Origin of the sequence: Kitasatospora albolonga, from assembly GCA_002082585.1 — a bacterium.
In the GTDB taxonomy this organism is placed as follows: Bacteria; Actinomycetota; Actinomycetes; order Streptomycetales; family Streptomycetaceae; genus Streptomyces; species Streptomyces stephensoniae.
Map to the genome: position 1 here is coordinate 6,019,230 of CP020563.1, position 26,203 is coordinate 6,045,432.

The 26,203-nt window shown below is 73.5% G+C and carries 5 protein-coding genes; all 5 read left to right on the plus strand.

Features of this window, described 5'->3' with window-relative positions:
* Nucleotides 1-230 precede the first annotated feature (230 nt).
* The 5 genes from B7C62_26750 to B7C62_26770 all read left to right on the plus strand — a co-directional run bounded on the left by B7C62_26750 (nt 231) and on the right by B7C62_26770 (nt 26,105).
* Complete coding sequence (locus B7C62_26750) at nt 231-1,235, plus strand: SAM-dependent methyltransferase (GenBank protein ID ARF77389.1); 1,005 nt, start codon at nt 231-233, stop codon at nt 1,233-1,235.
* On the plus strand, nt 1,232-2,635 hold the full coding sequence (locus B7C62_26755) for a hypothetical protein (GenBank protein ID ARF75452.1): 1,404 nt from the start codon (nt 1,232-1,234) through the stop codon (nt 2,633-2,635). The genes B7C62_26750 and B7C62_26755 overlap by 4 nt, the downstream gene beginning before the upstream one ends.
* A 75-nt stretch (nt 2,636-2,710) precedes the next feature.
* Nucleotides 2,711-12,418 carry a hypothetical protein gene (locus B7C62_26760; GenBank protein ID ARF75453.1) on the plus strand — a complete coding sequence of 3,236 codons (9,708 nt, stop codon included), beginning with the start codon at nt 2,711-2,713 and terminating at the stop codon, nt 12,416-12,418.
* On the plus strand, nt 12,415-24,789 hold the full coding sequence (locus B7C62_26765) for a hypothetical protein (protein ARF75454.1): 12,375 nt from the start codon (nt 12,415-12,417) through the stop codon (nt 24,787-24,789). The genes B7C62_26760 and B7C62_26765 overlap by 4 nt, the downstream gene beginning before the upstream one ends.
* Nucleotides 24,768-26,105 (plus strand): hypothetical protein, encoded by a 1,338-nt coding sequence (locus B7C62_26770; GenBank protein ARF75455.1) that lies wholly within the window; start codon nt 24,768-24,770, stop codon nt 26,103-26,105. Before B7C62_26765 ends, B7C62_26770 begins: the two co-directional genes overlap by 22 nt.
* Nucleotides 26,106-26,203 lie beyond the last annotated feature (98 nt).

The window sequence follows — 26,203 nt, forward strand, 5'->3', positions numbered from 1 at the left end:
TTTTTCTCATGCTTGGCATGATCGATGAGCACTGGCAAGCTATTTAAGCCTCCTCTTAAATTCGTGCCCGGAGAAGGTCGCCACGAGCCCGCCAGGGGCGCTGAGCAGGCCCTGTGTGCCGTCTGATCAAGGGTTATTGCTCAGGACTTAAGTGGCTGGAGTTCTCCTCGAGGGGTGGCTGACACTCATGGCAACCCACTGGAAATCGAACTGGAGGAGTACCTGTGTCGATCATCGAAGCGGAAAGGAAACGGGCTCAGCTCACGGCTGCGGACATCTACAACTCGGCAGTAGCTTCGTGGGCCATCGCCGCCGCCTGGGAGGTGGGCGTTCTTGACGAGATATACAACACCGGAACGGTCGACGGGGATGAGCTCGCCCAGAAGCTGGAGCTGGACCCGATCGCCGCGCGCGGCATGTATCAGGCGCTCGCGGCCGTTCGGATCGTGACCCGGGAAGACGGCAAGATCAGCGCCGGACCGCTCTTTGACGAAGTGAACCACTACCGGTCCTACTTCCACTGGCTGAGCCGTGGCTGCTCGGGGCTCTACACGGAAATGCCGTCCGTACTGCGGCAGGCCAACCGCGTCGGTGACGACTTCTACCGGCGTGATGCCAGGGCTATCAGCTACGCCTGCCGGGAGCTGACCACCTTCTCCTTCGACCCGGCGTTCTGGACCGCCCTGGAGCGCGTCCCGTTCGACTTCTCCGTGGTCGCCGACCTCGGGTGCGGCAGCGGCGAGCGCCTGATCCAGGTCGCCCGCAGATACCCGCACGTCCGCGGCCTGGGCATCGACATCGCCGAGGCGGCCGTCAGGATGACCACCGAGGAGGTGGCGCGCAACGGCCTGTCCGACCGGATCACGGCGGTGCTGGCCGACGCGCGCGGTCTGCGGACCCACCCCGCCTTCGCGGAGGTCGAGGTCCTCACCTGCTTCATGATGGGCCACGACTTCTGGCCCCGGGAGAGCGCCGTCGAGCGGCTGCGCACGCTCCGCGAACAGTTCCCGAACGTCCGCCGGTTCCTGCTCGGCGACGCCACCAGGACCGTCGGCTACGCCGACCACGAGATCCCGCTGTTCAGCCTCGGCTTCGAGTCCGCCCACGACCTGATGGGCCAGTACATCCCCACCATCGACGAGTGGCACGGTGTCTTCGCCGAGACCGGCTGGACGCTCGTCGGCGAGGAGAAGATCAGCTCTCCCGCGGCCTCGGTCGTCTTCGAGCTGGAATGACATCAGCCGTCATGAGCCAATCCACCCTGGTCAGACGGCAGCCCGCGACGACCGGCTCCGGCCGGCTCGGACCCCTGCTGGACGGACTGATCCGGCACCACCACGTCCCCGGTGCCCAGCTCGCCGTGCTGCACCCCTCCTGGGGCCCCCTCGGGATCACCGTGGAGGCGGGAGAGGAGCGGTACGGCGGCGGGAGCCCGGTCACCCGCGGCTCCCGCTTCCCCGTCGGCTCCCTCACCAAGGCTTTCACCTCGCTGCTCCTGCTGACCCTGGCCGACGACGGCGACATCGAACTGGACACCCCCATCGGCGACCAGTTCGACGAGCCGAGCACCTGGGCCGCCGACGCGGCGCGGGTGACACCCCGGCAGCTGCTGACGCACACCGGCGGACTGCCCGGAAGCCACTTCGAGGCCGAGGAGACCATCGGACGGGCCCGGTATCTCGCCCGGGCGACCGCCGTTCCGGCGGTCTGCGCCCCCGGAGCGGCCTTCTCCTACTCCAACGTCGGCATGGTGGCGGCGGGCCACCTCGCGGAGCTGGTGCTGGGCATGGACTGGGAGGAGGCGCTGCGCACCGTCGTCCTGAACCCGCTGGGCATCGTCCCGGCCTGGGTCACGGGTCCCGCCGGAGCGCATGTGCCGGGGCACACCGCACGGCCCGAGCAGGGTGACGCGGTGCCGGTCGCCCAACTGCTCCCACCGGCCCAGGCCCCGGCCGGTGCGCTGGCCCTCAGCGCCTGGGACCTGCTCAGGTTCGGCCGGCTGCTGACCGATGCCCCGGTGCGCCCGAGCGGCGGGCTGCTGCCGCCGGTGAGGGTCACCGAGGCCATGAGGCGGCTCCAGCCGGGCACCGACGCGTTCGGGCTCGCCGACGGCTGGGGGCTGGGAGTGGCCGGCTACCGGGAGCCCGGCGGACCCGTCTGGGTCGGTCATGACGGCACCGGGGACGGCACCTCCTGTCACCTCCGGGTCGACCCGTACGAAGGCACGGTCGTGGCCCTCACCACCAACGCGGGCACCGGGCTGGCCCTGTGGGAGGACCTGGTGGGGGAGCTCCGCCAGGAGGGTCTGGGGATCGCCCACCACCCCTTCGCCCGGCCGCGCGGCACGGCGCCGCCCGCGGAACCCTCCCTGCTCGCCCGCTGCGCCGGGACCTATGTCAACGGCGGTACCTCCTACGAGTTCGTCCAGGACGCCGGAGGGCTCCGGCTGGACCAGGGCGGCGCGGCCTACGCCCGGATCACCCTGCGGGCCGACCTCGCCTTCTCGGTCGTCGAGCTCACGACCGACAGGACGGCCTACTCCGGCCGCTTCCTGGCAGATCCCGGTACGGGGCGGATCGACCGCATGCAGCTCAGCGGGCGCCTCGCGGCGCGTGACGGACACCAGCACGGCTAATCACCGTCCGGTGCGCCCGGCTCTTCGGCCGGGCGCACCGAACGGGCCTCAGCAACCGAAAGGGCAGGTCACTCCATGTCGCACGAGGCGGCTTCCTCGACCGAACGGCACCAGCGCGGCACCGCCGAAGGGCCTGAGAAGCAGATGGCGGGCGATACCCTCGCCAGGATCGCCGACACGCTGCCTCGTCTGCTGCGCCGACAGGTGGCGCGAGACCCCGAAGCTCCGGCACTCGTCTGCGGCGCCGAGACCCTTTCCTATGCCGAACTGGACCTGCGGACCAACCGGTTGGCCCATCTGCTGATCGACCGCGGCACCGGTCCCGGGGACCTGGTCGCCCTGCACCTCCAGCGCGGCACCGACTTCGTCCTGTCGGCCCTGGCCGCCGTCAAGGCCGGTGCGGCCTTCCTGCCGGTGGACCCCGCCTACCCGGCCGAACGCGTGGCGTACGTGCTCGGCGACGCCCGGCCGCAGACCGTGGTGACGGCGGACGCCGCACCGCGGGGCACCCCGGACCCGGCCACCGTCCTCACCGTCGGCCCGGACGGGGTCACCGCCCTGGCGGCCGACCGGCCCGGCGAGGACCCCGTCGCCGCCGGGCGGGTCCCGGCCGGGCAGCCGGGCGACGCGGCCTACGTCATCTACACCTCCGGCTCCTCCGGACGCCCCAAGGGCGTGGTCGTCCCCCACAACGGCCTGGCCTTCCTGGCCGAGCAGCACGTCAGCCGGCTCGGCGCGGGCCCGGGGTCCCGGGTGCTGCAGTTCGCCAGCCCCAGCTTCGACGCCTCCGTCTTCGAACTGTCCATGGCCCTGCTCACCGGCGGCACCCTGGTGCTCGCCGCCCAGGACCGGCTGGAAGTGGGACCGGCCTTCGCGAAGCTGCTCACCGAGGAGCGCATCACCCATGTGACCCTGCCGCCCGCCGTCCTGGCCACCCTCCCCGACAAGGCCGTCCCGCCGGGCGTCACCCTCGTCACGGCGGGGGAGGCATGTTCGGCACGGGTGGCCGCACGCTGGGCCACCGACCGGCTCATGGTCAACGGCTACGGGCCGACCGAGACCACCGTGTGCGCGACCATGAGCGCCCCCCTGCCCGGGGACGGCACGACCCCCGACATCGGCGGCGCCGTGGTGGGCACCCGGGTCCATGTACTCGACGACCGGCTCCGGCCGGTGTCCGACGGGGTCCCGGGCGAGCTGTACGTGGCGGGCGAAAGCCTGGCCATCGGCTATCTGCACCGGCCCGCCCTGACCGCCGAGCGGTTCGTCGCCGACCCGTTCGGCCCGCCCGGCAGCCGCCTCTACCGCACCGGTGACATGGTCGAGCGCTCCGGGGACGGGACCCTGCGCTACCGGGGGCGCTCCGACGACCAGGTCAAGATCCGGGGATTCAGGGTCGAGCTCGGCGAGGTGGAGGCGGCGGCCCTCACCCACCCGGACGTCGCCGAGGCCGCCGCCGGGGCGCGCGACGACGACCGGGGCCACCGGCGGCTCGTGGTGTACGTACGGGCCGAGGCCGGGCGCCCGGCACCGGACCGCGCGGCACTCGCCGCCCATCTCGGCGCCACCCTGCCCGGGTTCATGCTGCCCTCGGCCGTGGTACCGGTGAGCCGCTTCCCGCTGGGGCCGACCGGCAAGGTGGACCGGGGACGGCTGCCCGCACCGGACTGGCGGGCCGCCGCAGGCGCCCATGTGCCCGCCGCCGACCGGACCGAGGAGACCGTCGCCGCCCTCTGGGCGGAGGTCCTCGGCACCGATGTCCCCGGCATGGACGACGACTTCCTCGACCTGGGGGGCGACTCGCTCCTCGCGGTCCGGGTCCTGGCCCGGCTGCGGGCGGAGCTCGGCGTCCGGCTGAGCCCACGGGACCTCTTCACGGCCACCACCCCCAGGGGCCTGGCGGACCTGGCCAGGAACGCGCGCGACACCGGTGCCGCGGCCGGGCCCGGGCCCGCGCCCGTAGCGGACGACCACGACGCCGCGCCCATGTCCTTCGCACAGGAGGGCCTGTGGTTCCTGCACGACACCGCCCCGGAACAGGTCGGCTACGGGGCCGCGGTGGGGATCGAACTGCGGGGCGCCCTGGACGAGCCCGCCCTGCGGTCCGCGCTGCGCGAACTGACGGCACGCCACCCGGTCCTGCGCACCACCTTCCGCGCCCGGGAGGACCTGGACGGCCGGCACCCGCACGGGGCGCAGGGCACGCAGCTCGTCCATCCCCCCACCGACCCGGTCCTCGCCGTCGCCGATCTCCGGGACCTGCCCGCCGACCGGGCGGCACAGGAGCGTGAGCGGCTGGTCGCCGAGGAGACCGCCCGGTCCTTCGACCTCGTCGAAGGACCGCTGCTGCGCACCCTGCTGCTCCGTCTGCCCGGGGACCACCACCTGCTGGTCCTCAACCAGCACCACATCGTCACCGACGGCTGGTCGGCCAGACTGCTGACCGGCGAACTGCTCGGCCTGTACGAGAGTGCCGCGGCGGGCGAGGAGTTCACCCGCCCCGACCCGGCCCCCGCCCCGTACCAGCGGTACGCGCGCATCCAGCGCGAGCACGCCCGGACCGGGGCCTGGGACGAGGACCTCGCCTACTGGCGCCGCGCCCTGGCGGAGCTGCCCACGCTCGACCTTCCCACCGACCGCCCCCGCTCGGCCGCCGTCCGGCCCGGCGGAGCGCTGCACCGTTTCACGCTCCCCGCCGACGTCGTGACCGGCCTGCGCGCGCTCTCGCGGGAGCGCCGGGCGACGCTGTTCACCACCCTGCTCGCCGGGGTGCACACGGTCCTCGCCCAGCACTCCGGACAGGACGACTTCGCTCTGGGCACCGCCGCCTCGGGGCGGGGCGACGGCGACTGGGAGCGCACCCCGGGGTTCTTCGTCAACCTCGTACCGCTGCGCAACCGCCTGGACGCGCGGCGCCCCTTCGCCGACTTCCTGGACGCCGTACGGGACACCACCCTGGAGGCCCTGGAGCATGCCGCCGTGCCCTTCGACCGGCTGGTCGACGCGCTGCACGTGCGGCGGGAGCCCGGCCGGATGCCGCTGGTCCAGACGGTCGTCTCCTACCAGGAGCCGCTGCTGACCCCGCACCGCCGCGCCGGACTGGAGGTGGCGGAGGCCGAACTCCCCCGCTCCACAGCCCGGTTCGACCTGCTCTTCGAGTTCTGGGACCACGGGCAGAAGCTGGCCGCCGACATCGAGTACAGCACCGCGCTCTTCGACGCCGCGACCGTCGAGAGGCTCGCCGACCATCTGACCGCCCTGCTGCGCGCCGCCGTCGCCGCCCCCGCCACCCCGGCCGGCCGGCTGCTCCCGGCCGGTGCGGGCACGGCCGAGGAGCAGGCGGCCGCGCGCCGGTGGAACGACACCGCCGTGGACTACCCGCGCGACCGGTGTGTGCACGAGCTGTTCGAGGAGGTCGCCGCAGCCCGCCCGGACCAGGTGGCACTGGTCTTCCAGGACGACACGCTCACCTACGGCGCGCTCGACGCCCGTGCCAACCAACTGGCACACCGGCTCGCCGAGGAGGGCATCGGCCGGGGCTCGCTCGTCCCCGTCTGCGCGGAACGCGGCCCCGATCTGGTCACCGGGCTCCTCGCGGTCCTCAAGGCGGGCGGCGCCTACGCGCTCCTCGACATGGGGCTGCCCCGGGAGCGCCTGCATGCCATGCTCCAGGACCTGGACACCCCCGTCGCCCTCGTCCAGGACCATCTCGGCGAGACCCTGCGGCGGGCCTGGCCCGCCGACCGGCCGTGCACCCTGCTCCCGCTCGGCGCCGACGGGGCGACCGACCGGCAGCCGACCGGCAGTCCGGGGGCCGCCGCCACGGCCACCGACCCGGCGACCGTGATGTTCACCTCGGGCTCGACAGGCCGCCCCAAGGGAGTGGTCGCCCCCCACCGGGCGCTCGTGCGCACCTTCGTCGGCACCGAGTTCGTACGCTTCGGACCCGACGAGGTGATCCTCCAGTCCGCCCCCGTCTCCTGGGACGCGTTCCTGCTGGAGCTGTTCGGGGCGCTGCTGCACGGGGCCCGCTGTGTGCTCCAGCCGGGGCCCGTACCGGAGCCCGAGGCCATCGCCGAGCTGGTCGAGCGGCACGCGGTCACCACCCTGTGGCTGTCCTCGAGCCTGTTCAACGTCATGGCCGAGGAGTACCCCGGCGTCTTCGACCGGCTGCGCCAGGTGATGACGGGCGGCGAGGCGGTCTCCGTCGAGCACGCCGCGCGCGTACTGCGGCGGGTCCCGGGGCTGTGCCTGGTCAACGGCTACGGGCCGGTGGAGAGCATGGTGTTCGCCACCAGCCACCGGGTGCGTCCGGCGGACCTGGAGCGGGCGTCCGTACCGATCGGGCGGCCGATCGCCAACACCCGCGTGTACGTCCTGGACACCGAAGGCCGTCCGGTGCCCGACGGCATACCGGGGGAGCTGTACATCGGCGGCGACGGCCTGGCGACCGGCTACCTCCACCAGCCCGGACTCACCGCCGAACGGTTCGCCCCCGCGGCCTTCGGCCCGGACGAACGGCTCTACCGGACCGGCGATCTGGCCCGTCGGCTGCCCACGGGGGAGCTGGAGTTCCTCGGCCGGGCGGACGACCAGGTCAAGATCCGAGGTTTCCGTATCGAGCCGGGAGAGATCGTCCGGGCGCTGCTGCGCCACCCCGGGATCGCCGATGCCGCCGTCACCGCCACGGCGGCCGGGACGGACCGCCGTCTGGTGGCCCACGTGGTGCCGAAGACACCGGGCACCGCCCCGGACGCCCCGGAACTGCGCCTGCTGCTCGGCGAGTCGCTGCCTTCGTACATGGTGCCCGCGGCCTTCGTGACGCTGGACGCGCTGCCGCTGACCGCCGCGGGAAAGCTGGACCGGGGGGCGCTGCCCGTACCGGCGGCCGACGCCGGCCGCCCGGCCCGGCCCTATGTGGCCCCGCGCGACGACCGCGAGCGGCTGCTCGCCGACCTCTGGTGCCGGCTGCTGGACGTGGAGCGCGTCGGCGTCGAGGACAACTTCTTCGAGCTCGGCGGCGACTCCATCCTGACCATGCGGGTGGCGGCGCGGGCCCGGGCGGAGGGCTTCGCCCTGCGCTCCGGCGACGTGCTGCGCCACCAGACCGTCGCGGCGCTGGCGGCGGCGGGCAGCTGGGTGCGGGACACCGGGCGGGACGCGGAGCAGTCGGCCGTCGAGGGCGACGTACCGCTGTCCCCGATCCAGCGCTGGTTCTTCGGCACCGCGACCGGCCGGGTGGAGCACTTCGACCAGACCGTACGGGCCGAGCTCGACGCGGCGGTGGACGGGGACGCGCTGGAGACCGCGCTGCGGTCCCTGACCACGCACCACGACGCACTGCGCCTGCGGTTCACGGAGGCGGACGGCCGCTTCGCCCACAACGCCCCCGAGGAACAGGGGAGCCTGCTGCGCCACGAGGATCTCTCCCGACTCCCCGCGGACCAGCAGAACGCGCGGATCGCGGAGGTGGCCACCGCTGAGGCCGCGTTCGACCTGGCCACCGGGCCGCTGCTGACGGGCGTGCTGTTCCGGCTCGGTGCCGCCCGCCGCCCGCACCTGGTCCTGGCCGCCCACCACCTGGTGGTCGACGGGGTCTCCTGGCGGATTCTGCTGGAGGACCTGGCCACCGCGTACGGGCAGGCCGTGGCCGGGGAGCAGGTGGCCCTCGGCCACAAGACGACCTCCTTCCGCTCCTGGGCGACGGACCTCGCGGCGCGGACCCGCGCGGGAGCCTTCGAGGCCGAGCGCGGTCACTGGGAGGAACTTCTGGCCGGGGACGCGCCGGGGCTGCCGCGCGACTTCCAGGGCCGTAACACGGCCGGTTCGCTGCGCACCCTCACCGTCCGCCTCGGCCGGGCGGAGAGCGAGGCCCTGCTGCGTGAGGTACCGGCGCTGTACCGGGCCGGGGCCGACGACGTCCTGCTGGCCGCGCTGGGTGCCGCGCTCGCCGACTGGACGGGCCGGGACCGCTTCCTGGTGGATCTGGAGGGGCACGGGCGCGAGGAGGAGCACACCGCCGCCGGACTGTCCCGCACCGTCGGCTGGTTCACCAGCCTCTACCCCGTCGCCCTGCGGCCCGCCCCGCCCGCGCTGGGCTGGCCCACCGCGATCAAGTCCATGAAGGAGCAGCTACGGGCCGTCCCCGGGGCCGGACTCGGCTACGGCGCGCTGCGCGAGGCCGCCGACCACCGCGCGGAGCGCCACCGTACGCCCGAGATCAGCTTCAACTACCTGGGCCGTACCGAGGCCCTGCCCGGTGGCGGTCTCTTCGCGCCCGGCGCCCACCCCGAGCTGTGGCTCCGCCAGGACCCGGAGCACGAGCGCCCGCATCTGATCGATGTCATCGGCAGCGTCCGCGACGGATCGCTGGAACTGCTGTGGCAGTTCTCCGACCAGATCCACCGGGAGGAGACCGTACGGGCCCTCGCCGACCGGATGACCGGGGCAGTGCGAGCCATCGCGGCGCACCGGGACGAGCCGGGCGCCGGCGGCCGCACCCCCTCCGACTTTCCGCTGCTCGGCCTCGACCAGGCATCCGTCGACCTGCTCGCGGGCGACGGGCGGACGGTCGAGGACCTGTACCCGCTCACTCCGATGCAGGCCGGGATGCTGTTCCACAGCCTCGAAGCGGGGCAGCGGGGTGCCTACGTCGCCCAGATATCCTTCCGGCTCGACGGGGTGGAGCGGACCGAACTGCTGGCCCGGGCCTGGCAGCTGGTGGTGGACCGGACGCCGGTGCTGCGTACCACCTTCGTGGAGGAGGGCGCGGGCGAGCCGGTGCAGCGGGTGCTGCGCCATATGACCGCGCCGCTGCGCGAGCTCGACTGGACCGGACTGCCGGAGCAGGAGCGGAGCCGGGCGCTGCGGGACCTCTTCGCCACCGAACGCGAGCGGGGCTTCGACCTGGCCGCCGGGCCCCTGACCCGGCTCACGGCGGCCCGCACCGACGGCCGCACCCTCCGGCTGATGTGGACCTTCCACCACGCGCTGCTGGACGGCTGGAGCCTCTACCAGGTACTGGCCGACCTGTTCACCACGTACGCCGCGCTGCTCGACCCGGCGGCAGGCTCCGACGCCCCGGGGACCCCCCGGCCGCCCTTCAGCGACTACGTACGGTGGCTGAGCGCCCAGGACGACTCGGCGGCGCGGCGTCATTTCACCGAGGCGCTGGCCGGTCTGACCACACCCACCGCACTGCCCTACGACCGCAGGCCCGGGGCGGCCCACCAGCCGCGCTCCACCGCGCGGCTGCGGACCGAGCTCCCCGCCGAACTCTCGCGGCGGGTCTACGCCCTGGCCCGGACATGGCAGGTCACGGCCAACACCGTGGTCCAGGGTGCCTGGTCGCTGCTGCTGGCCCGGCTGTCGGGACAGCCGGACGTCTGCTTCGGCTCGACCGTGTCCGGCCGCCCCGCGGAACTGGACGGTGCGCAGGACATGATCGGTCTGTTCATCAACACCCTGCCGGTACGGGTGTCCACGGACGGCACCGGAAGGCTGGGCGGCTGGCTCCAGGAGATCCAGCGCTTGCAGTCCCGTTCCCGCGAGTTCGGGCACCTCTCCCTGCCGACGATCCAGTCCTGCGGCGAGATCGAGTCGCCCGCCCGGCTCTTCGACAGCGTGCTGGTCTTCGAGAACTACCCCGTCGACGAGGCGGCGCTCGCCGGTTCCGGACTCCGCATGGGCGAGCTGACCGGCGATGCCGAGACGACGAACTACCCGCTGGTGGTGGGCGTGTACCCGCAGGAGCGTATGGCGTTCTCCTTCGCCTACGACCCGGAGCTGTTCGACGAGGAGACGGTGGCCGGTCTCTCGCACCGGCTCGGCGTACTCCTCGAAGGGTTCGTGGACGCGGAGGAGGACACCGGGCCCGGTCAGGGCCAGGGCCCCCGCCTGGCCCGGCTGCCCTGGCTCAGCGCCGCGGAACGGCACGAACTCCTCGTCACCAGCAACGACACCGGGCGGGAGACGGACACCGCCACCGTGGTGCAGCGCATCGCCCGCCAGGCCCGGCGCACCCCCGAGGCCGTCGCCGTACGGGACGGCGGCCACCGTCTCCGCTACGCCGAACTGGCCGCCCGGTCCGATGCCCTGGCCGCCCGGCTGGTGGCCGCCGGGGTCGGGAGCGAGGACGTGGTGGCGGTGGGCATGAGTCCGTCCGCCGACCTCCTGGTCGCGCTGCTCGCCGTATGGAAGGCCGGGGCCGCCTACACCCCGCTCGATCTGGCGCACCCCGCGCACCGGCTCGCCACCCTGCTCACCGAGTCCGGTGCGGTCCTCGCCCTGGCAGACCCCGGCAGCGCGGAGCTGCTGCGCCCCCTGGTTCCGGCCGGCTGCCGCCTCGAGGTGCTGGAGCAGGGGACCGGCGCGGCCGGTGAGCGGCCGGCCGACGGCCCGACGGTGCTCCCGGAACCCGGGCAGGCCGCCTATGTGCTCTACACCTCGGGTTCCACCGGACTGCCCAAGGGCGTCGTCATCGAGCACGGGGCCCTCGCGCACTACGTGGACCACTCCGCCGAGAGCTACACCGGGCTGCGGGGGGCGTCGCTGCTGCACTCCTCGCTCGCCTTCGACCTCACGGTGACCGCGCTGTGGACGCCGCTGACCCTGGGCGGGGAGGTCGTCGTGGCAGGTCTGGAGCACGAGGAGCTGGAACGGCTGGCCGCCACCGGAGACCTGCCGACCTTCGTCAAGGCGACCCCGGCCCACCTCGCCCTCCTCGACCAGCTCCCGGACGCGTCCGACGGCTCCGCCGACCTGGTGGTGGGCGGTGAACAGCTGCCGAGCGAGGCGCTGGACGGCTGGCGCGCCCGGCACCCGGGCAGCGCGGTGATCAACGAGTACGGGCCCACCGAGGCCACCGTCGGCTGTGTGATCCACCGGGTCGAACCGGGCGAGCCGCTGCGGCCCGGCCCCGTGCCCATCGGGTTCCCCATCCGCAACACCCAGGTCTACGTGCTGGACGAACTGCTCCAGCCGGTGCCCGTCGGCGCCGCGGGCGAGCTGTACCTCGGCGGCAGGGGGCTCGCCCGTGGCTACCGGCGCAGCCCCGGCAGGACCGCCGAGCGCTTCGTCGCCAGCCCCTTCGGAGCTCCGGGCAGCAGGCTGTACCGCACCGGAGACCTGGTCCGCCGCCGCACCGACGGCGCACTCGAATACATCGGCCGCACCGACGACCAGGTCAAGGTGCGTGGCTTCCGGGTCGAACTCGGCGACGTGGAGAGCGCGGTGATACGGCACCCGGACCTCACCGCCGCCGCGGTGGTGCTGGTCGGGGGGAGCCTGGTGGCGCACGTCGTGCCCGTCGACGGGGCGGCCCCCGAGGAGGCCCAGATCCGCACCTTCCTGTCCGGGCTGCTGCCCGAGCACATGGTGCCCGCGCGCGTGGTGCGCACGGCCGCGCTGCCGCTCACCCCCAACGGGAAGGTCGACCGCAAGGCGCTGCGGGAGGTACCGGCCCCAGCGCCCGGCACCTCCGGGTACGTGGCGCCCCGCACCCCCACCGAGCAGGCGCTCGCCGGGATCTGGAGCGAGGTGCTGGGCGTGGAGAAGGTCGGCGCCACCGACGACTTCGTGACGCTCGGCGGCGATTCGATCCGCAGCCTCGCGGTGATGGCACAGGTCCGTACGGCCTTCCGCGTGCGGCTCACCCCGCGTGAGGCGCTGGGCGCCGGGACCATCGCCGATCTGGCCGCGGTGGTGGAGGAGAAGGTTCTGCGCGATCTGATGCGGCAGGCGGCGGAGAGCGGATACGGCGGGAACGAGGCACGAGGAGCATGAGCATGGACAACGACGTATCCCTCAGCGGCGGCATGGACGCCCTCCCGGCGCATCTGCGGGAGGAGCTGCTGCGCCGGCTGGCAGGCGGTGCCGGTGCCGGGGACCGGTCCGAGGCGGTCGGCACCGGGCCGCGCCCGGCCCGGCTGCCGCTCTCCCCGGGCCAGCAGCGCCTGTTCTTCCTGAACGGTCTGAACCCCGACGGCAGCGAGTACACCAGCGCCTTCGGGCTGCGCCTGTCCGGTGAGCCGGACACCGAGGCCCTGGCGCGCGCCGTGGACCTGCTCGTGGCGCGCCACGAGGTGCTGCGGACCACGTACGCCGCCGATGACGACGGGCTGCGGCAGGTGGTGCACGAACCGGTGCCGGGGGTCCTCACCCTGACCGGTGATCTCCCGGCCGCCGGGATGGACAGCGCGATACGCGCGGAACTCGCCCGGCCGTTCGACCTCACCCGGGGACCGCTGCTGCGCGCCACCCTTCTCAGCGCGTCCGCCCTGGACCATGTCCTGCTGCTCACCGCGCACCACAGCGTCATGGACGGCTGGTCCTCCGCAGTCCTCTTCGACGAACTCAGCACCGCCTACACGGCGTTGACGGAGGGGCGCGATCCCGGACTGCCCCCGGTCGAGGTGCAGTACGCCGACTTCGCCCACCGGCAGCGCGAACGGCTGACCGGGAAGGAGCTGGAGCCGGGCTTCGCCTACTGGAGGAAGCGGCTGGCCGGTGTCCAGCCGCTGGACCTGCCCACGGACCGGCCGCGCCCCGCGGTGCGCGGCACGGCGGGAGCCGTCCACCGGTTCCCCGTACCGAAGGAACTGACCGACCGGCTCGGACAGCTGGCACAGGAGCAGGGCACCACCCTGTTCACCGTGCTGATGGCGTCCTTCCAGCTGCTGGCCGCCCGCGTCTCGGGTCAGCGGGACATCACGGTGGGCACCGTGACCTCGGGCCGGGGTCTGCCCGAGGTCGAGCGCGCGGTCGGCTTCTACGTCAACACGCTCGTGCTGCGCACCGAGGTGGACGAGAGCGAACCGTTCACCGCGCTCCTGGCCCAGGTGCGCGAACACGTCCTGGACGGCTTCGAGCACGACGAGGTGCCCTTCGAGCAACTGGTCGAGGTGCTGGAACCGGTCCGTGATCCCAGCCGCACCCCGCTGTTCCAGGCCATGCTGGTGCTGCAGAACACCCTGGGCGACCCTCCCCGGCTGCCCGGCCTCACCGTGGAGACCCTGGAACTCCCGCTCCGGGAGACCGGCCTGGACCTGAGTCTGGAGTTCCGGGAGGTGGCCGACGGGCTGGACGCGGGCATCGCCTACAGCACCGAGCTCTTCGACGAGGCGAGTGTCCGGGCGCTGGCGGACCAGCTCGTGAACGTGTTCGACACCGTCACCGCGAGCCCCGCCGCGCCGCTCCGCAGCCTGCCGCTCCGGCCCCCGGGCATGCCCGCCGGGCCGCGTGCCGAAAAGGACCCCGACCGCACCGGGGAGGAGGGCCCGCGGACCGTCGTCGAGGCATTCGAGGCACAGGCGGCCCGCACCCCGGACGCCGTCGCCGTGGTGCACGGGGACACCGAACTCACCTTCGCCGAGCTGGACCGCCGGGCCGGTCTGCTCGCCCACCGGCTGACCGGGCTGGGCATCGGGCCCGAGCGCACCGTGGCGCTGGTACTGGACCGCGACGCGGACTTCGTCGTCGCGCTCTGGGCCGTCCTCAAGGCCGGCGGGGTCTATGTGCCGCTGAACACCGAGGAACCCGCCGAGCGGATCTCCGAGACGCTGCGCGAGGTGGCCCCCGCGCTGGTGCTCACCACCGGCGACCCCGGCAGGGCGGTCCCCGACGCGCTGCCGCGCCTGACCCTCGACCCGCCCGGCACCCCCGTGGGCCGGGGCACACCCGGGCCCGCGCCCCGGGTGTCCCCCGAGGACGCGGCGTACGTCATCCACACCTCCGGCTCCACGGGGCGCCCCAAGGGCGTCCTGGTCGAACACCGCAGCCTGGCCAACCTGTTCGCCCGGCACCGCGCCGAACTGTACGGGCCCGCCGAGCGGCTGCTCGGCCGCAAGCTGAGGGTGGCGCTCACCACGGTCCCCACCTTCGACGCCTCCTGGGACTCGCTGCTCGCCGTCGCCGACGGGCACACCCTGCACCTGATCCCCGCCGCTGTCCGGCTCGACGCCGATGACCTGGTGGCCTACAGCCGTGAGCGGCGTATCGACTTCTTCGAGCTCACCCCGTCCCTCGCCAGACCGTTGCTGGCGGCGGGGCTGCTGGCCCCGGACGGGCACCGGCCCGGCACCCTGGCACTCGGCGGCGAACCCGTCGGCGAAGAGCTCTGGCGCGAACTGGCCACCACCCCCGGCCTGACCGCGTACAACTTCTACGGACCCGCGGAGTGCACCGTCGACACCGTCACCGCCCGGCTCGACGATCCCTCGCGCCCCCTGCTCGGCCGACCCGTCCGCCACACCCGCGCCCATGTGCTCGACCCCTATCTGCGCCCCGTCCCCGACGGCGTACGAGGTGAGCTGTACCTGGCGGGGCTGCCGGTGGCACGCGGCTATCTGCACCGGCCCGGACTCACCGCCGAACGGTTCGTCGCCGACCCGTTCGGCGCTCCGGGCGACCGGATGTACCGCACCGGTGATCTGGTCCGGCGCACCGGGGACGGGCAGCTGGAGTACCTGGGCCGCGGCGACGACCAGGTCAAGATCAACGGTGTCCGGATCGAACCGGGCGAGGTCGAGGCGGCCCTCGGCAGCCACCCGGAGGTGGCGGACTGCGCCGTGGCGGTCCGCGAGAACGGATCGGGCGGGTACCGTCTCGTCGCCTTCGTGGTCCTCACCGAAGGAGCCACCGTCCATGCGGCACGGCTCCGTGAGCATCTGACCGGGCTGCTGCCCGCCCCCATGATCCCCACCGGGTTCCGGTCCGTGGACGCGCTGCCGCGCACCCCCGGCGGTAAAATCGACCGGCGCGCTCTCCCGGCCTCCGCCGACGAGGAGCCTCCGGCCGGCCATGTCCCGCCCAGCACCCCGGTGGAGCGCACGCTGGCCGGGATCTGGTCCGAGCTGCTGGGCGTGGACCGCGTCGGTACCGAGGACAACTTCTTCGCCCTCGGCGGCGACTCGATCCTCAGCATCCAGGCCGTCTCCCGCGCCCGGGCGGCCGGGCTGCGCCTGAGATCCAAGGACATCCTGGTCAAGCAGACCATCGCCAGGATCGCCCTCGGCCTCACCCCGGAGCAGGCCGGGAACGCGGGCGTCACGGCCTGGCGGGGAGGCCCGGCTCCGCTCGGCCCGATCCAGCTCGGTCTGCTGGCCGGCCGCGACGAGATCCCCCGCTACTCCATGTCGCTGCTGCTGGAGCTGGCCGGGGGCACGGACACCGGAGCACTGCGGGAGGCGGTCGCGGCGCTGGTCGCCCACCACCCCGCACTGCGCACCCGCTTCTCCCGGCGGGACGGCGACTGGGTCCAGGAGCCGGTGGAGCGGGAGGCCGCCGAAATCTTCAGCCACCACGACCTGTCCGCCCTCGGACCGGACGCGTACGAGTCCGCGGTGCGGAAGGCCGCCGCTGCCGCCCGGGCCGAACTCGAACCGTACACCGGGCCCCTGCTGCGGGCGGTCCTGGTCACCGGCGGCCCGGGCCTGCCGTCCCGGCTGCTGCTGACGGCCCACCACCTGGTGGTGGACGGCGTCTCCTGGCGCATCCTGCTGGACGACCTCACACAGGCGTACGAACAGCGCGCGGCGGGCCGGCCGATCGCCCTGGACCCGGCCACCACTCCGTTCGCCGAGTGGGCGAGCCGGCTCGCCGACCATGTGCGGGGCGGCGCCCTGGACGGTGAACTCCCTCACTGGACCGCGGTCACCGAGGGGGAACCCTGCCGCATCCCCCTCGACCACGACGGCGACAACACCGCCGGGTCCGTCGAGCGGGTGGACTTCTCGCTCACCCGCGAGGAGTCCGAGGCCCTGCTGCGCCAGGTGCCCGCCGCCTATCTGACCCGGATCGACGATCTGCTGCTGACCGCACTGGGCGACGTCCTCGCCCGGTGGACCGGCCGGAACCGGGTCGTCATAGGACTGGAGGGGCACGGCCGCGAGGAGATCCTCGACGGGGTGGACCTCTCCCGCACCGTCGGCTGGTTCACCGCCGCCCACCCCGTGGCGCTCGACCTGCCGGACACGGGGGACTGGGGCGACCGGCTGAAGGCCGTCAAGGAACAGCTGCGCGCCGTACCCGGCCGAGGAGTGGGGTACGGCGCACTCGCCGCGCTCACCCGGCCGAGCACCCTGCCGGAGCCGTGGAAGCCGCCGGTCGGCTTCAACTACCACGGGCAGCTGGACAACACCTTCACACGCGGCTCGCTCTACCTCGCCCACCTGGGCGATCCGGGCCGGCAGCTCGACGACAGCCATCCGCGGGAGCACGCGATCGACGTGGTGGGAGCCGTCCAGGACGGCGTACTCACCCTGTCCTGGCACTACTCCCGGGCGCTGCACGACCGGGAGACCGTGGAGCGCCTCGGGCAGGGCATGATGAGCGCCCTGCGGGAGATCGTCGGACACTGCGCCGCACCGTCGGCGGGAGGGCGCACCCCTTCCGACTACCCGCTGGTCCGGCTGGACCAGCCCGCCGTGGACCGCCTGGCGGGCAACGGCCGGGGCGTCGCCGACGTCCTGCCGCTGACACCCCTCCAGAGCGGCATGCTCTTCCACACCCTCGTGGACGCCGACAGCACCGCCTATGTGGACCAGCTGGCCCTGCGACTGGACGGCGTACGCGAACCGGACGCGCTGGCCGCCGCCTGGCGCGAAGTCTTCGGGCGCACCGCGACGCTGCGGTCCACCGTCCACTGGGAAGGGCTGCCCGACCCCGTACAGCTGATCCGGAACGACCTGGAGCTGCCCGTCACACTGCTGGACCGGCGCGGGCTGACCGCTGAGCAGCACGAGGCGGAACTCGACGAGCTGCTGGCGGCGGACCGCGCGCTCGGCATCGATCTGCGAGAGGGCCCGCTCACCCGGGTGACCTTGCTCCGCACCGCGGACGACGCCGTGTATCTGCTGTGGACCTTCAGCCATCTGCTGCTGGACGGCTGGAGCACCGTACGGGTCTTCGACGACGTCCTGGAGTGCTACGCGGCGGCCACCGCGGGCCGCACACCTGTGCTGCCGAGCCGACTGCCGTTCCGCGACTATGTGGAGTGGCTCTCGGGCCAGGAACACACGGCCGCGCTCACCCACTGGCGGGAACTCCTGGGCGGATTCACCGCGCCCAACTCCCTCCCGGTGGACCGGCAGCCCGCGGAGTCGCACCGGTCGCGGGCCACCGGATCGCGGCACTTCGCGCTCGCCCCGGAGACCGGGCGACGGCTCGCCGACTGGTGCCGGGAGAACCGCGTCACCCTCAGCACCCTGGTGCAGGGCGCCTGGGCGGTCCTGCTGTCCCGGCACAGTGGCGATGACGACGTGGTCTTCGGCGTCGCCGTCTCCGGCCGCACCCCCGAGGTGCCGGGCATCGAGAGCAGCATCGGCATGTTCGTCAACACCGTCCCGGTGCGGGCACAACTGACCGATACCGACAAGCAGTTCGCCGTCTGGCTGCGCGAACTCCAGGCGGTCCGGGCCGAGACCGCCGCGCACGACCATCTCGCGCTGAACGACATCCAGCGCTGCGCGGACCTGGCCCCGGGCGACCGGCTCTTCGACAGCATGGTCGTCTTCGAGAACTACCCCATCGACAACAGCGCCGCCGGCCGCGACGGGGTGGGGGTGAGCGTGCTGCGCGCGACCGATGTCAGCACCCTGCCGCTCACCCTGAGCAGTCACTACGACACCACACTGCGCTGCGAACTCCTCTACGACCCGCAGCTGTTCGACGCCGCCACCGTCGGCCGTCTCGCCGCGCGGCTGACCGCGCTCCTCGACGGCGTGGCGGACGACCCCGGGATCGGCCTCGGCGCTCTGCCCTGGGTACCGGCGGACGAGCGGCGCGCCCTGCTCGGCGCGTGGAACGACACCGCCATGCCGCGCCGCACCGAGAGCCTTGTGCAGGAGCTGTTCGACACGCAGGTCCGCCGGGCCCCCGACGGGATCGCGGTCCTGGACGCCCACGGCGGCGAGTCGCTGACCTTCCGCGCCCTGGACGAGCGGGCCGGCCTGCTCGCCCACCGGCTGCGCGCCGCAGGCGCCGGCCGCGGCCGACTGGTCGGGCTGCACCTGGAACGCGGCACCGATCTCGTGACCGCTGTCCTCGCCGTACTCAGGACGGGCGCCGCCTATGTGCCGCTGGACCCCGAATACCCCCGGGAGCAGCTGGAGTTCATGCTCGAGGACGCCGCACCGGCAGCCGTGCTCACCCAGGAGTCCCTCGCCGGACGGCTGCCGGAGGCCGAGGCCGAGACCCTGATCCTCGAGACCGCCCTGAGCCCCTCTCCCGAGGTCCCGCCCACCGCACCACCGGTCGGGGCCGAGGCCGACGACCCGGTCTACGTCGTGTACACCTCGGGGTCCACCGGACGGCCCAAGGGCGTCGTGGTCACCCACCGCAACCTGGTGCACATCGCGGCGGCCTGGGACGAGCTCTACGACCTCACCGCCAAGAAGCTCCGCTTCATGTCGGTCACCAGCCTGTCCGTCGACCTCTTCTTCGCGGACCTGCTGCGGTCGGTCTTCTTCGGCGGCTCCATCGTGGTCGTTCCCACCGAGCTGGTCACCGACCCCAGGCGGCTGCTCGACCTCATCGACCGTACCGGTGGCACCGCCATCGAGCTGGCGCCCTCGCTGGCCAAGACCCTGGTCGAGGAGGTGGAGGCCGACGGCCGGCGGCTGCCGCCACTGGACCTGATGTCGGTCGGCTCCGAGGCATGGCACGTGGAGGACTGCCGGGAACTCCTCGCCCGCGTCCATCCGTCGACCATGGTGGTCAACGCCTACGGAGCCACCGAGGCCACCGTCGACTCCACCGTGCTGGTCCTCTCCTCCGAGCTGCTGGAGCAGTACACCACCTACGTGCCGATCGGACGGCCCCTGGGCAACACCACCGTGCACCTCCTGGACGACCGGGGCGCCCTGGTGCCCGTCGGCGTCCCCGGCCATATCCACATCGGCGGCGACGGCGTCAGCGCGGGCTACCGGAACCGCCCCGAACTGACCGGCCGGCACTTCGTCCCCGACCCCTTCACCCCCGGCGGGAGGCTCTACCGGCCCGGCGATCTGGCCCGCCGCCGCGCCGACGGCAGCCTGGAGTTCATCGGCCGGGCCGACCACCAGGTCAAGATCCGCGGCTTCCGGATCGAACCCGGCGAGGTCGAAAGCGCCCTCACCGCACTGAAGGAGATCGGCGAGGCCGTCGTGGTCGCCCGCCGCGACCGGGGCCGCGACCGCCTGATCGGCTACGTCGTCCCCGCGGCCGAGGGCGCCACCGTGGACCTCTCCGCGGTCCGGGCCGGGCTCGCCGCCGTACTGGCCCCCGCGATGGTGCCCTCCGCCTTCGTCGTCCTGGAGCGGATACCCCGCCTCCTCGGCGGCAAGGCCGACCGCCGCTCGCTGCCGGAACCGCCCGCCGACCAGCGCCCCGAGAAGGAGTACGTCGCCCCCCTGGGACACCTCGAACGGCTGCTGGCCGGCATCTGGTCGCAGGTCCTGGGCGTGCCGCTGGTCGGGGCCGAGGACAACTTCTTCGAGCTCGGCGGTGATTCCCTGCTCAGCATCCGGGTCATCGGCCGTCTGCGCGCCGCCGTCGGCACCGACCTCTCCCCACGGGTCCTGTTCACCGCGCCCACCGTGCGGTCCCTGGCCGCACGGGTCGCCGGGGCCACGGCGGGCGGCCCGCCCGGGGACGGTGTCGTCCCGGCCGGCCGGGACGGGGCGCCGCCGCTCTCCTTCGGTCAGCAGCGGCTCTGGTTCCTGAACCAGGTCGGCCCGGCGGGCGCCGAGTACAACTCCCCGCTGGGCCTGCGGATCACCGGCCCGGTGGACGGCGACGCCCTGGAGGCGGCCCTGGCCGGCCTGGTCGACCGGCACGAGGCGCTGCGCACCGTCTTCCGGGCCGAACAGGGTTCGCCCCGGCAGCTCGTCCGGCCCCCGGGAGCGCCCTTCCCCCTGATACGTACCGATCTGTCGGAGCTGCCGGACGATGTTCGCGAGCAGCGGCTGCACGCCCTGGCAGCCGAGGACGGCTCGCACCGGTTCGACCTGGAATGGGGGCCGCTGCTGCGGGCGCGGCTGATCCGGCTCGCGGACGACGCGCACGTACTGACCCTGTGCCTGCACCACATCGTCACCGACGGCCGGTCGGCCGGCATCATGCTGCACGACCTGGCGGCGCTCTACCGCGCCCGGCTGGACGGGACACCGGCGGACCTGCCCGCGCTCCCCGTACAGTTCGCGGACTACGCGGTCTGGCAGCGCCGCCGCTGGGAAGCGGACGGAGAGCGGCAACTCGCCTACTGGCAGCGGCAGCTGGCCGGTCTGGAACCCCTGGAGCTGCCGACCGACCGGCCGCTGCCCCCGGTGCGGCCGACCACGGGCGCGGAGGTGGAGTTCACCGTGGGGCCGGAGGTCGCCGAGCGGCTGAAGGAGATCAGCCGGGACCATGGCGCCACCCTGTTCATGACGCTCGTGGCCGGTACCCAGGTGCTGCTCGCGCACTACTCGGGCCAGGACGACATCGCGGTGGGCACCGTGTCCGCCGGGCGGGACCGCGCCGAACTGGCCGGAGTGGTCGGCTTCTTCGTCGACACCCTGGTGCTGCGCTCGGCCGTGGACTGGGAGGCGGACTTCGGCGGCTTCCTCAGCCAGGTGCGCGAGACCGTCAACAGCGCCTTCGACCACGCGGACGTGCCTTTCGACCGGATCGTCGACGCGTTGCGCCTCGACCGTGATCCGAGCCGTACACCGCTCTTCCGGACGATGGTCGTCCTCCAGGACGCGCCCGGCACCCTGCCACCGCTCGGCCCCGGCACCGTCGAGGAGTTCGGTCTCCCGGCCGCCGGCGCGCCCTTCGACCTCACCTTCCAGTTCCAGGAGACGGAAGGCGGCATCGACGCGGCCCTCCAGTACAGCACCGGCCTCTTCGACGCCGGTACCGCGCGGCGGATGGCCGCCGCCCTGGTGACACTGCTCGGCGCCGTCGCCGACCGGCCCCGCCGACGGCTGCGCGAGCTGCCCTACGTCCCCGACGAGAGCCCTCGCGCCCCGGCCGACCGGCCCTGGCACGACGAGCCCGCGGACGGCGAGGCGGACATCGCACCGCATGTGCTGATGCAGCGCCGCGCCCAGGAGGCACCCGGTGCGGTGGCCGTGGTCGCCGCCGACGGCACGGAGGTCGGCTACGCCGAGCTCGATGCCCGTGCCGATGCCCTCGCCCGGCGGCTGGTGGCACACGGCGTACGACCCGACACGCTGGTCGGAGTGTTCGCCGACCGCAGTGTGGAGATGGTGGTCGGCGCCCTCGCCGTGCTGAAGGCGGGCGGCGGCTATGTGCCGCTGGACCCGCAGTACCCCGCCGACCGGATCGGGGCCATGATCAGCGGAACCGCCGTACCGCTCGTCCTCGCCCAGCCGCACCTCCAGGACCGGCTGCCGGACGGCGACTTCGCCGTGCTGCCCCTCGACGAGGCCGCCTCCGGCAGCGCCGCCACCGCTGCGGCGGCACTGCCGGGCGAGCCGGGCGCCCCGTACCGGCAGACGCTGGACCAGATCGCCTACGTGGTCCACACCTCCGGGTCCACCGGCCGCCCCAAGGCCGTGATGATCACGCACGGAGCGATCGGCCGCGCGGCACGCGTGCTGCGGCGCGCCTGGGGCATCGGGCCGGGCAGCCGGGTCCTGCAGTACGCTCCGGCGAGCTTCGACGGCGGGGTGTGCGATCTGTTCTGCACGCTCACCGCGGGCGCGACGCTCTGCCTGACCAGCCCCCGCCCCGCCCCCGACCCCGTGGGCGAGATCATCAGGACCGGTGCGACCGTGGCGGTCCTGCCCCCGGCCCTGCTCGCCGCCATGGAACCGGAGCGGCTGGAAGGCCGGCCGGTGACCATCGCGGCAGCCGGTGACGTCTGCCCGCCGGGGCTGGTCCGGGCCTGGTCCGGCGGGCGTGGCTTCTTCAACGTCTACGGACCCAGCGAGGGCACGCTCGTCTCGACCCTGTGGAGCCCCGCCGGACCGGACGGCCTCGACGACACCGCGATGACCGTGCCCGTCGGCACCCGGCTTCCCGGGGTGGGGCTCTATGTTCTGGACCGCTTCCTGCGGCCGGTGCCCACCGGCGTACCCGGCGAGCTCTACATCGACGGCCCGGGGCTTGCCCGCGGGTACGCCGGACAGCCGGGGCTGACCGCCGAGCGCTTCGTCGCCAACCCCTACGGCTCCGCAGGCGGCCGGATGTACCGTACCGGCGACCTGGTACGGCAACGGGCCGACGGGAACCTGGAGTTCGTCAGCCGTGCCGACAGCCAGGTCAAGGTGCGCGGCCACCGGGTGGAGCCCGGCGACATCGAGGCGGCGCTGATGCGCCGGCCGGGGGTCGCGGACGCGGCGGTCACCGTGTGGAAGCCGGTCGGCGGCCGGGAGGTGCTGGCGGCCTATGTGGCCCCGGAGCCGGGCGTACGCACCGCCGACATCGACCCCGACGGGCTGAAGGCGGCCATCGCCCTGACCCTGCCCGGGTACATGGTCCCGGCCGCCGTCCAGGTCCTCGACGCCCTGCCCCTGGGCACCAACGGCAAGGTGGACCGGCGGCTGCTGCCCCGGCCCGCCGAGCCCCGGGAGGGCCGCGCGTACACCGCGCCCCGGACCCCCCAGGAGAAGATCCTGGAGCGGGTGTGGGCCGAGACCCTCGGCCTGGAGCGGGTCGGCGTCGAGGACCGGTTCTTCGACCTCGGCGGCGACTCCATCCTGAGCATCCAGGTGATGGCCCGTGCCCGCCGGGCCGGGCTGCGGCTGGACACCCAGGACATCTTCCTGCACCAGACGATCGCGGAGCTGGCCGCGGTCGGCGAGTTCGTCGGCGACACGGCGGGCGACGCCCGCCCGCCCGCCGTCGGGCCGGTGCCGCTGACCCCGGTGCAGCGCTGGTTCTTCGCCACCCACGACGTGCCCCACCACTTCAATCAGTCGATGCTGGTGGAGCTGCGGGGACGGGCCGACGAACAGGCCCTGCGCACCGCCCTGGAGGCGCTGATCGAGCACCATGACGCGCTCCGCATGCGCTTCACCCGCGACGGCGACCGCTGGGACCAGCAGAACCCGCCCCACACCCCGGGCAGCGCCGGCCTGTTGCGGGTGGTGGACGCCACCGGCACAGCCGAGGACGCCCTCGACGGCCTGATGGAGCGGGAGGCCACCCGGGCCCAGGCGGGCTTCTCGCTCGCCGAAGGCCCCCTGCTCGCGGCGGTCCTGTTCGACCTGGGCGAGGAGCGGCGCGGACGGGTCTTCCTCACGGCCCATCATCTCGTCGTGGACACCGTCTCCTGGAACATCCTGCTGGACGACCTGGAAGTGGCCTACACCCAGGCGGTCGCCGGAGCCCCGGTGGATCTGGGGCCCCGCGGCACCACCTTCCAGGAGTGGTCGACCCGGCTGAGCGCCCACACGCGCCAGGGCGGCCTGGACCACGAGCTCTCCTACTGGCGGGCCGTGGACACCGACCTGCCGCTGCCCAGGGACTTCGCGGGCACCCCGAAGGCGGCCGACGGCCGGCAGGCCGAGATCCTGCTCGGCCCCGAGGAGTCCGTGCTGCTGACGGACCATGCCCCGACCGTCTACCGCACCCGGGTCGAGGAGGTGGTGCTCAGTGCCCTGGCCCGGACGCTGGCCCGCTGGACCGGACACGGTGCCGTCGCCGTCGACCTGGAGGGCCACGGCCGCGAGCGGCTGCTCGACGGCGTCGACCTCTCCCGCACCGTGGGCTGGTTCACTTCGGTGCACCCGGTCCGCCTGGACGCTCCGGAGGGCGCCGGGTGGCGCGAGCTGATCCGCGCCGTACGCAGACAGCTCAGGGCCGTCCCCGGCAAGGGCATGGGGTACGGGCCGCTGCGCCATCTGCGCGAGGGTCTCCCCGGCGCCGGACCGGGCGGACCGGACCCCGAGGTGGTTTTCAACTTCCTCGGCCGGCACCGGACCCGGAGCCGCTCCGACGACGGCCTCTACCACGCACTCCACGGAGCCCTGGGCGAGGACCTGAGCCCGGACGACCGCACCAGCCACCTGCTGGAGATCGTCGGCGGCATCAAGGACGGCCGGCTCGCCTTCACCTGGTACTACTCATCAGCCGTCCACGAACCGCGGACAATCGCCCGTCTCGCGCGGGACTTCGAAGAGGCCCTGCGGGAGATCGCCGCCGAGTGCGCGGAGGCCACGCGATGACGGACGTACGCCAGGAGGGCACGGGAGAGCCCGCCGCCCGGGCACTCTCCGCTCCGGAGCCCGTCGGCAAGGAGGCCGGGCCGGAGCTGCCGCTGCGGCGCAACCGCGCCTACCACCTGCTGTGGATCGGTACCACCTCGTCCGAGGTCGGCCTGAACCTCTCCAACATCGCCTTTCCGCTGCTGGCCCTCGCGGCCACCGGTTCCCCCGGCGTCGCCGGTGCTGTCGGGGCGGTGAACGCCCTGGCCCAAGTGGCGGTCGGACTGCCGGCGGGGGCACTGGTCGACCGCTGGGACCGCAAGAAGATCATGCTGAGCTGTCTCTTCGCCCGGATGGCGGCCCTGGGCTGCCTGACGGCGGCCGTCGCGGCCGGTTACCCGGCGGTGTGGCTGATGCTGCTGACCGCCGCGGTCGCGGGCGGCGCCTCCAGCCTCTTCGACCCGGCCGAGCACGCCTCGCTGCCCATGGTGGTCACCAGGAGCCAGCTGCCGACGGCGCTCTCGGTGAACACCGCGCGGATGCATGTGGGACAGCTGGTCGGCACCTCGGGCGGCGGCTTCCTCTTCGGCATCGGCAGAGCCGTGCCCTTCCTGGCCGACGCCCTCGCCCACCTGATCGCGATGGTTTCCATCTGGTTCGTCGACCTGCCCGCGCGGGAGCGCAGCCGCAGGCCGATGTCGCTGATCCACCGGGATATCGCCGCCGGCTTCGGCTTCCTCTGGAAGCAGAGGTTCCTGCGCACCTCCACCCTGGTCCTGCTGGTCCTCAACTTCCTTTTCCAGGTGCTCTTCCTGGTCACCGTCGTGGCCGCCGAACGCGGTGGCGCGGCGCCCGGACAGATCGGCGTCATGGCCGCCATGTTCGGGGTCGGGGGACTGCTGGGCGCCCTGGTCGCGCCGAGGATCTACCACGCGGTCAGCCCGCGCCGGGCCATCCTCGGCGTCATCTGGATTCTCGCGGTCCTGGTGCCGCTGATGGCACTCACCGAGGAGGTCATGGTCTGGGGGCTGCTGCTCGCGGGTATGTCGTTCATGGCTCCCACCGCCTACACCGTTCTCGGTACGCAGCAGATCCTGATGACGCCCGACGACATGCGTGGGCGCCTCAGCTCGGCGACCAACCTCTTCAGCGGCGGCGCCCAGGCCGCCGGGGCCGCCGGGGGCGGCCTGCTCGCGCAGTGGCTGACCGGGGCGCAGGCCATGCTCTGCTGCGCCGCGGGTCTCGCCCTGCTGGCACTCGTGGCGACCGCGGCCCGTGGGCTGCGGCTGCCGCCCGCCGTCGGGGAACAGCCGACCGGACCTGCCGGAGAGGACTGAGCCATGGCACGGGCGGCGAAAGAAAGTCCGGGGAAGGGCAAGGGCAAGAGGAAGAGGGAGGAGGAAGGGGAGGGGAAGAGGGAGGGGCAGGCGGTGCC

Coding starts and splice junctions, on each gene's coding strand:
- B7C62_26755 (ARF75452.1), top strand. CDS start 1,232: ATGACATCAGCCGTCATGAGCCAATCCACCCTGGTCAGACGGCAGCCC.
- B7C62_26760 (ARF75453.1), top strand. CDS start 2,711: ATGTCGCACGAGGCGGCTTCCTCGACCGAACGGCACCAGCGCGGCACC.
- B7C62_26765 (ARF75454.1), top strand. CDS start 12,415: ATGAGCATGGACAACGACGTATCCCTCAGCGGCGGCATGGACGCCCTC.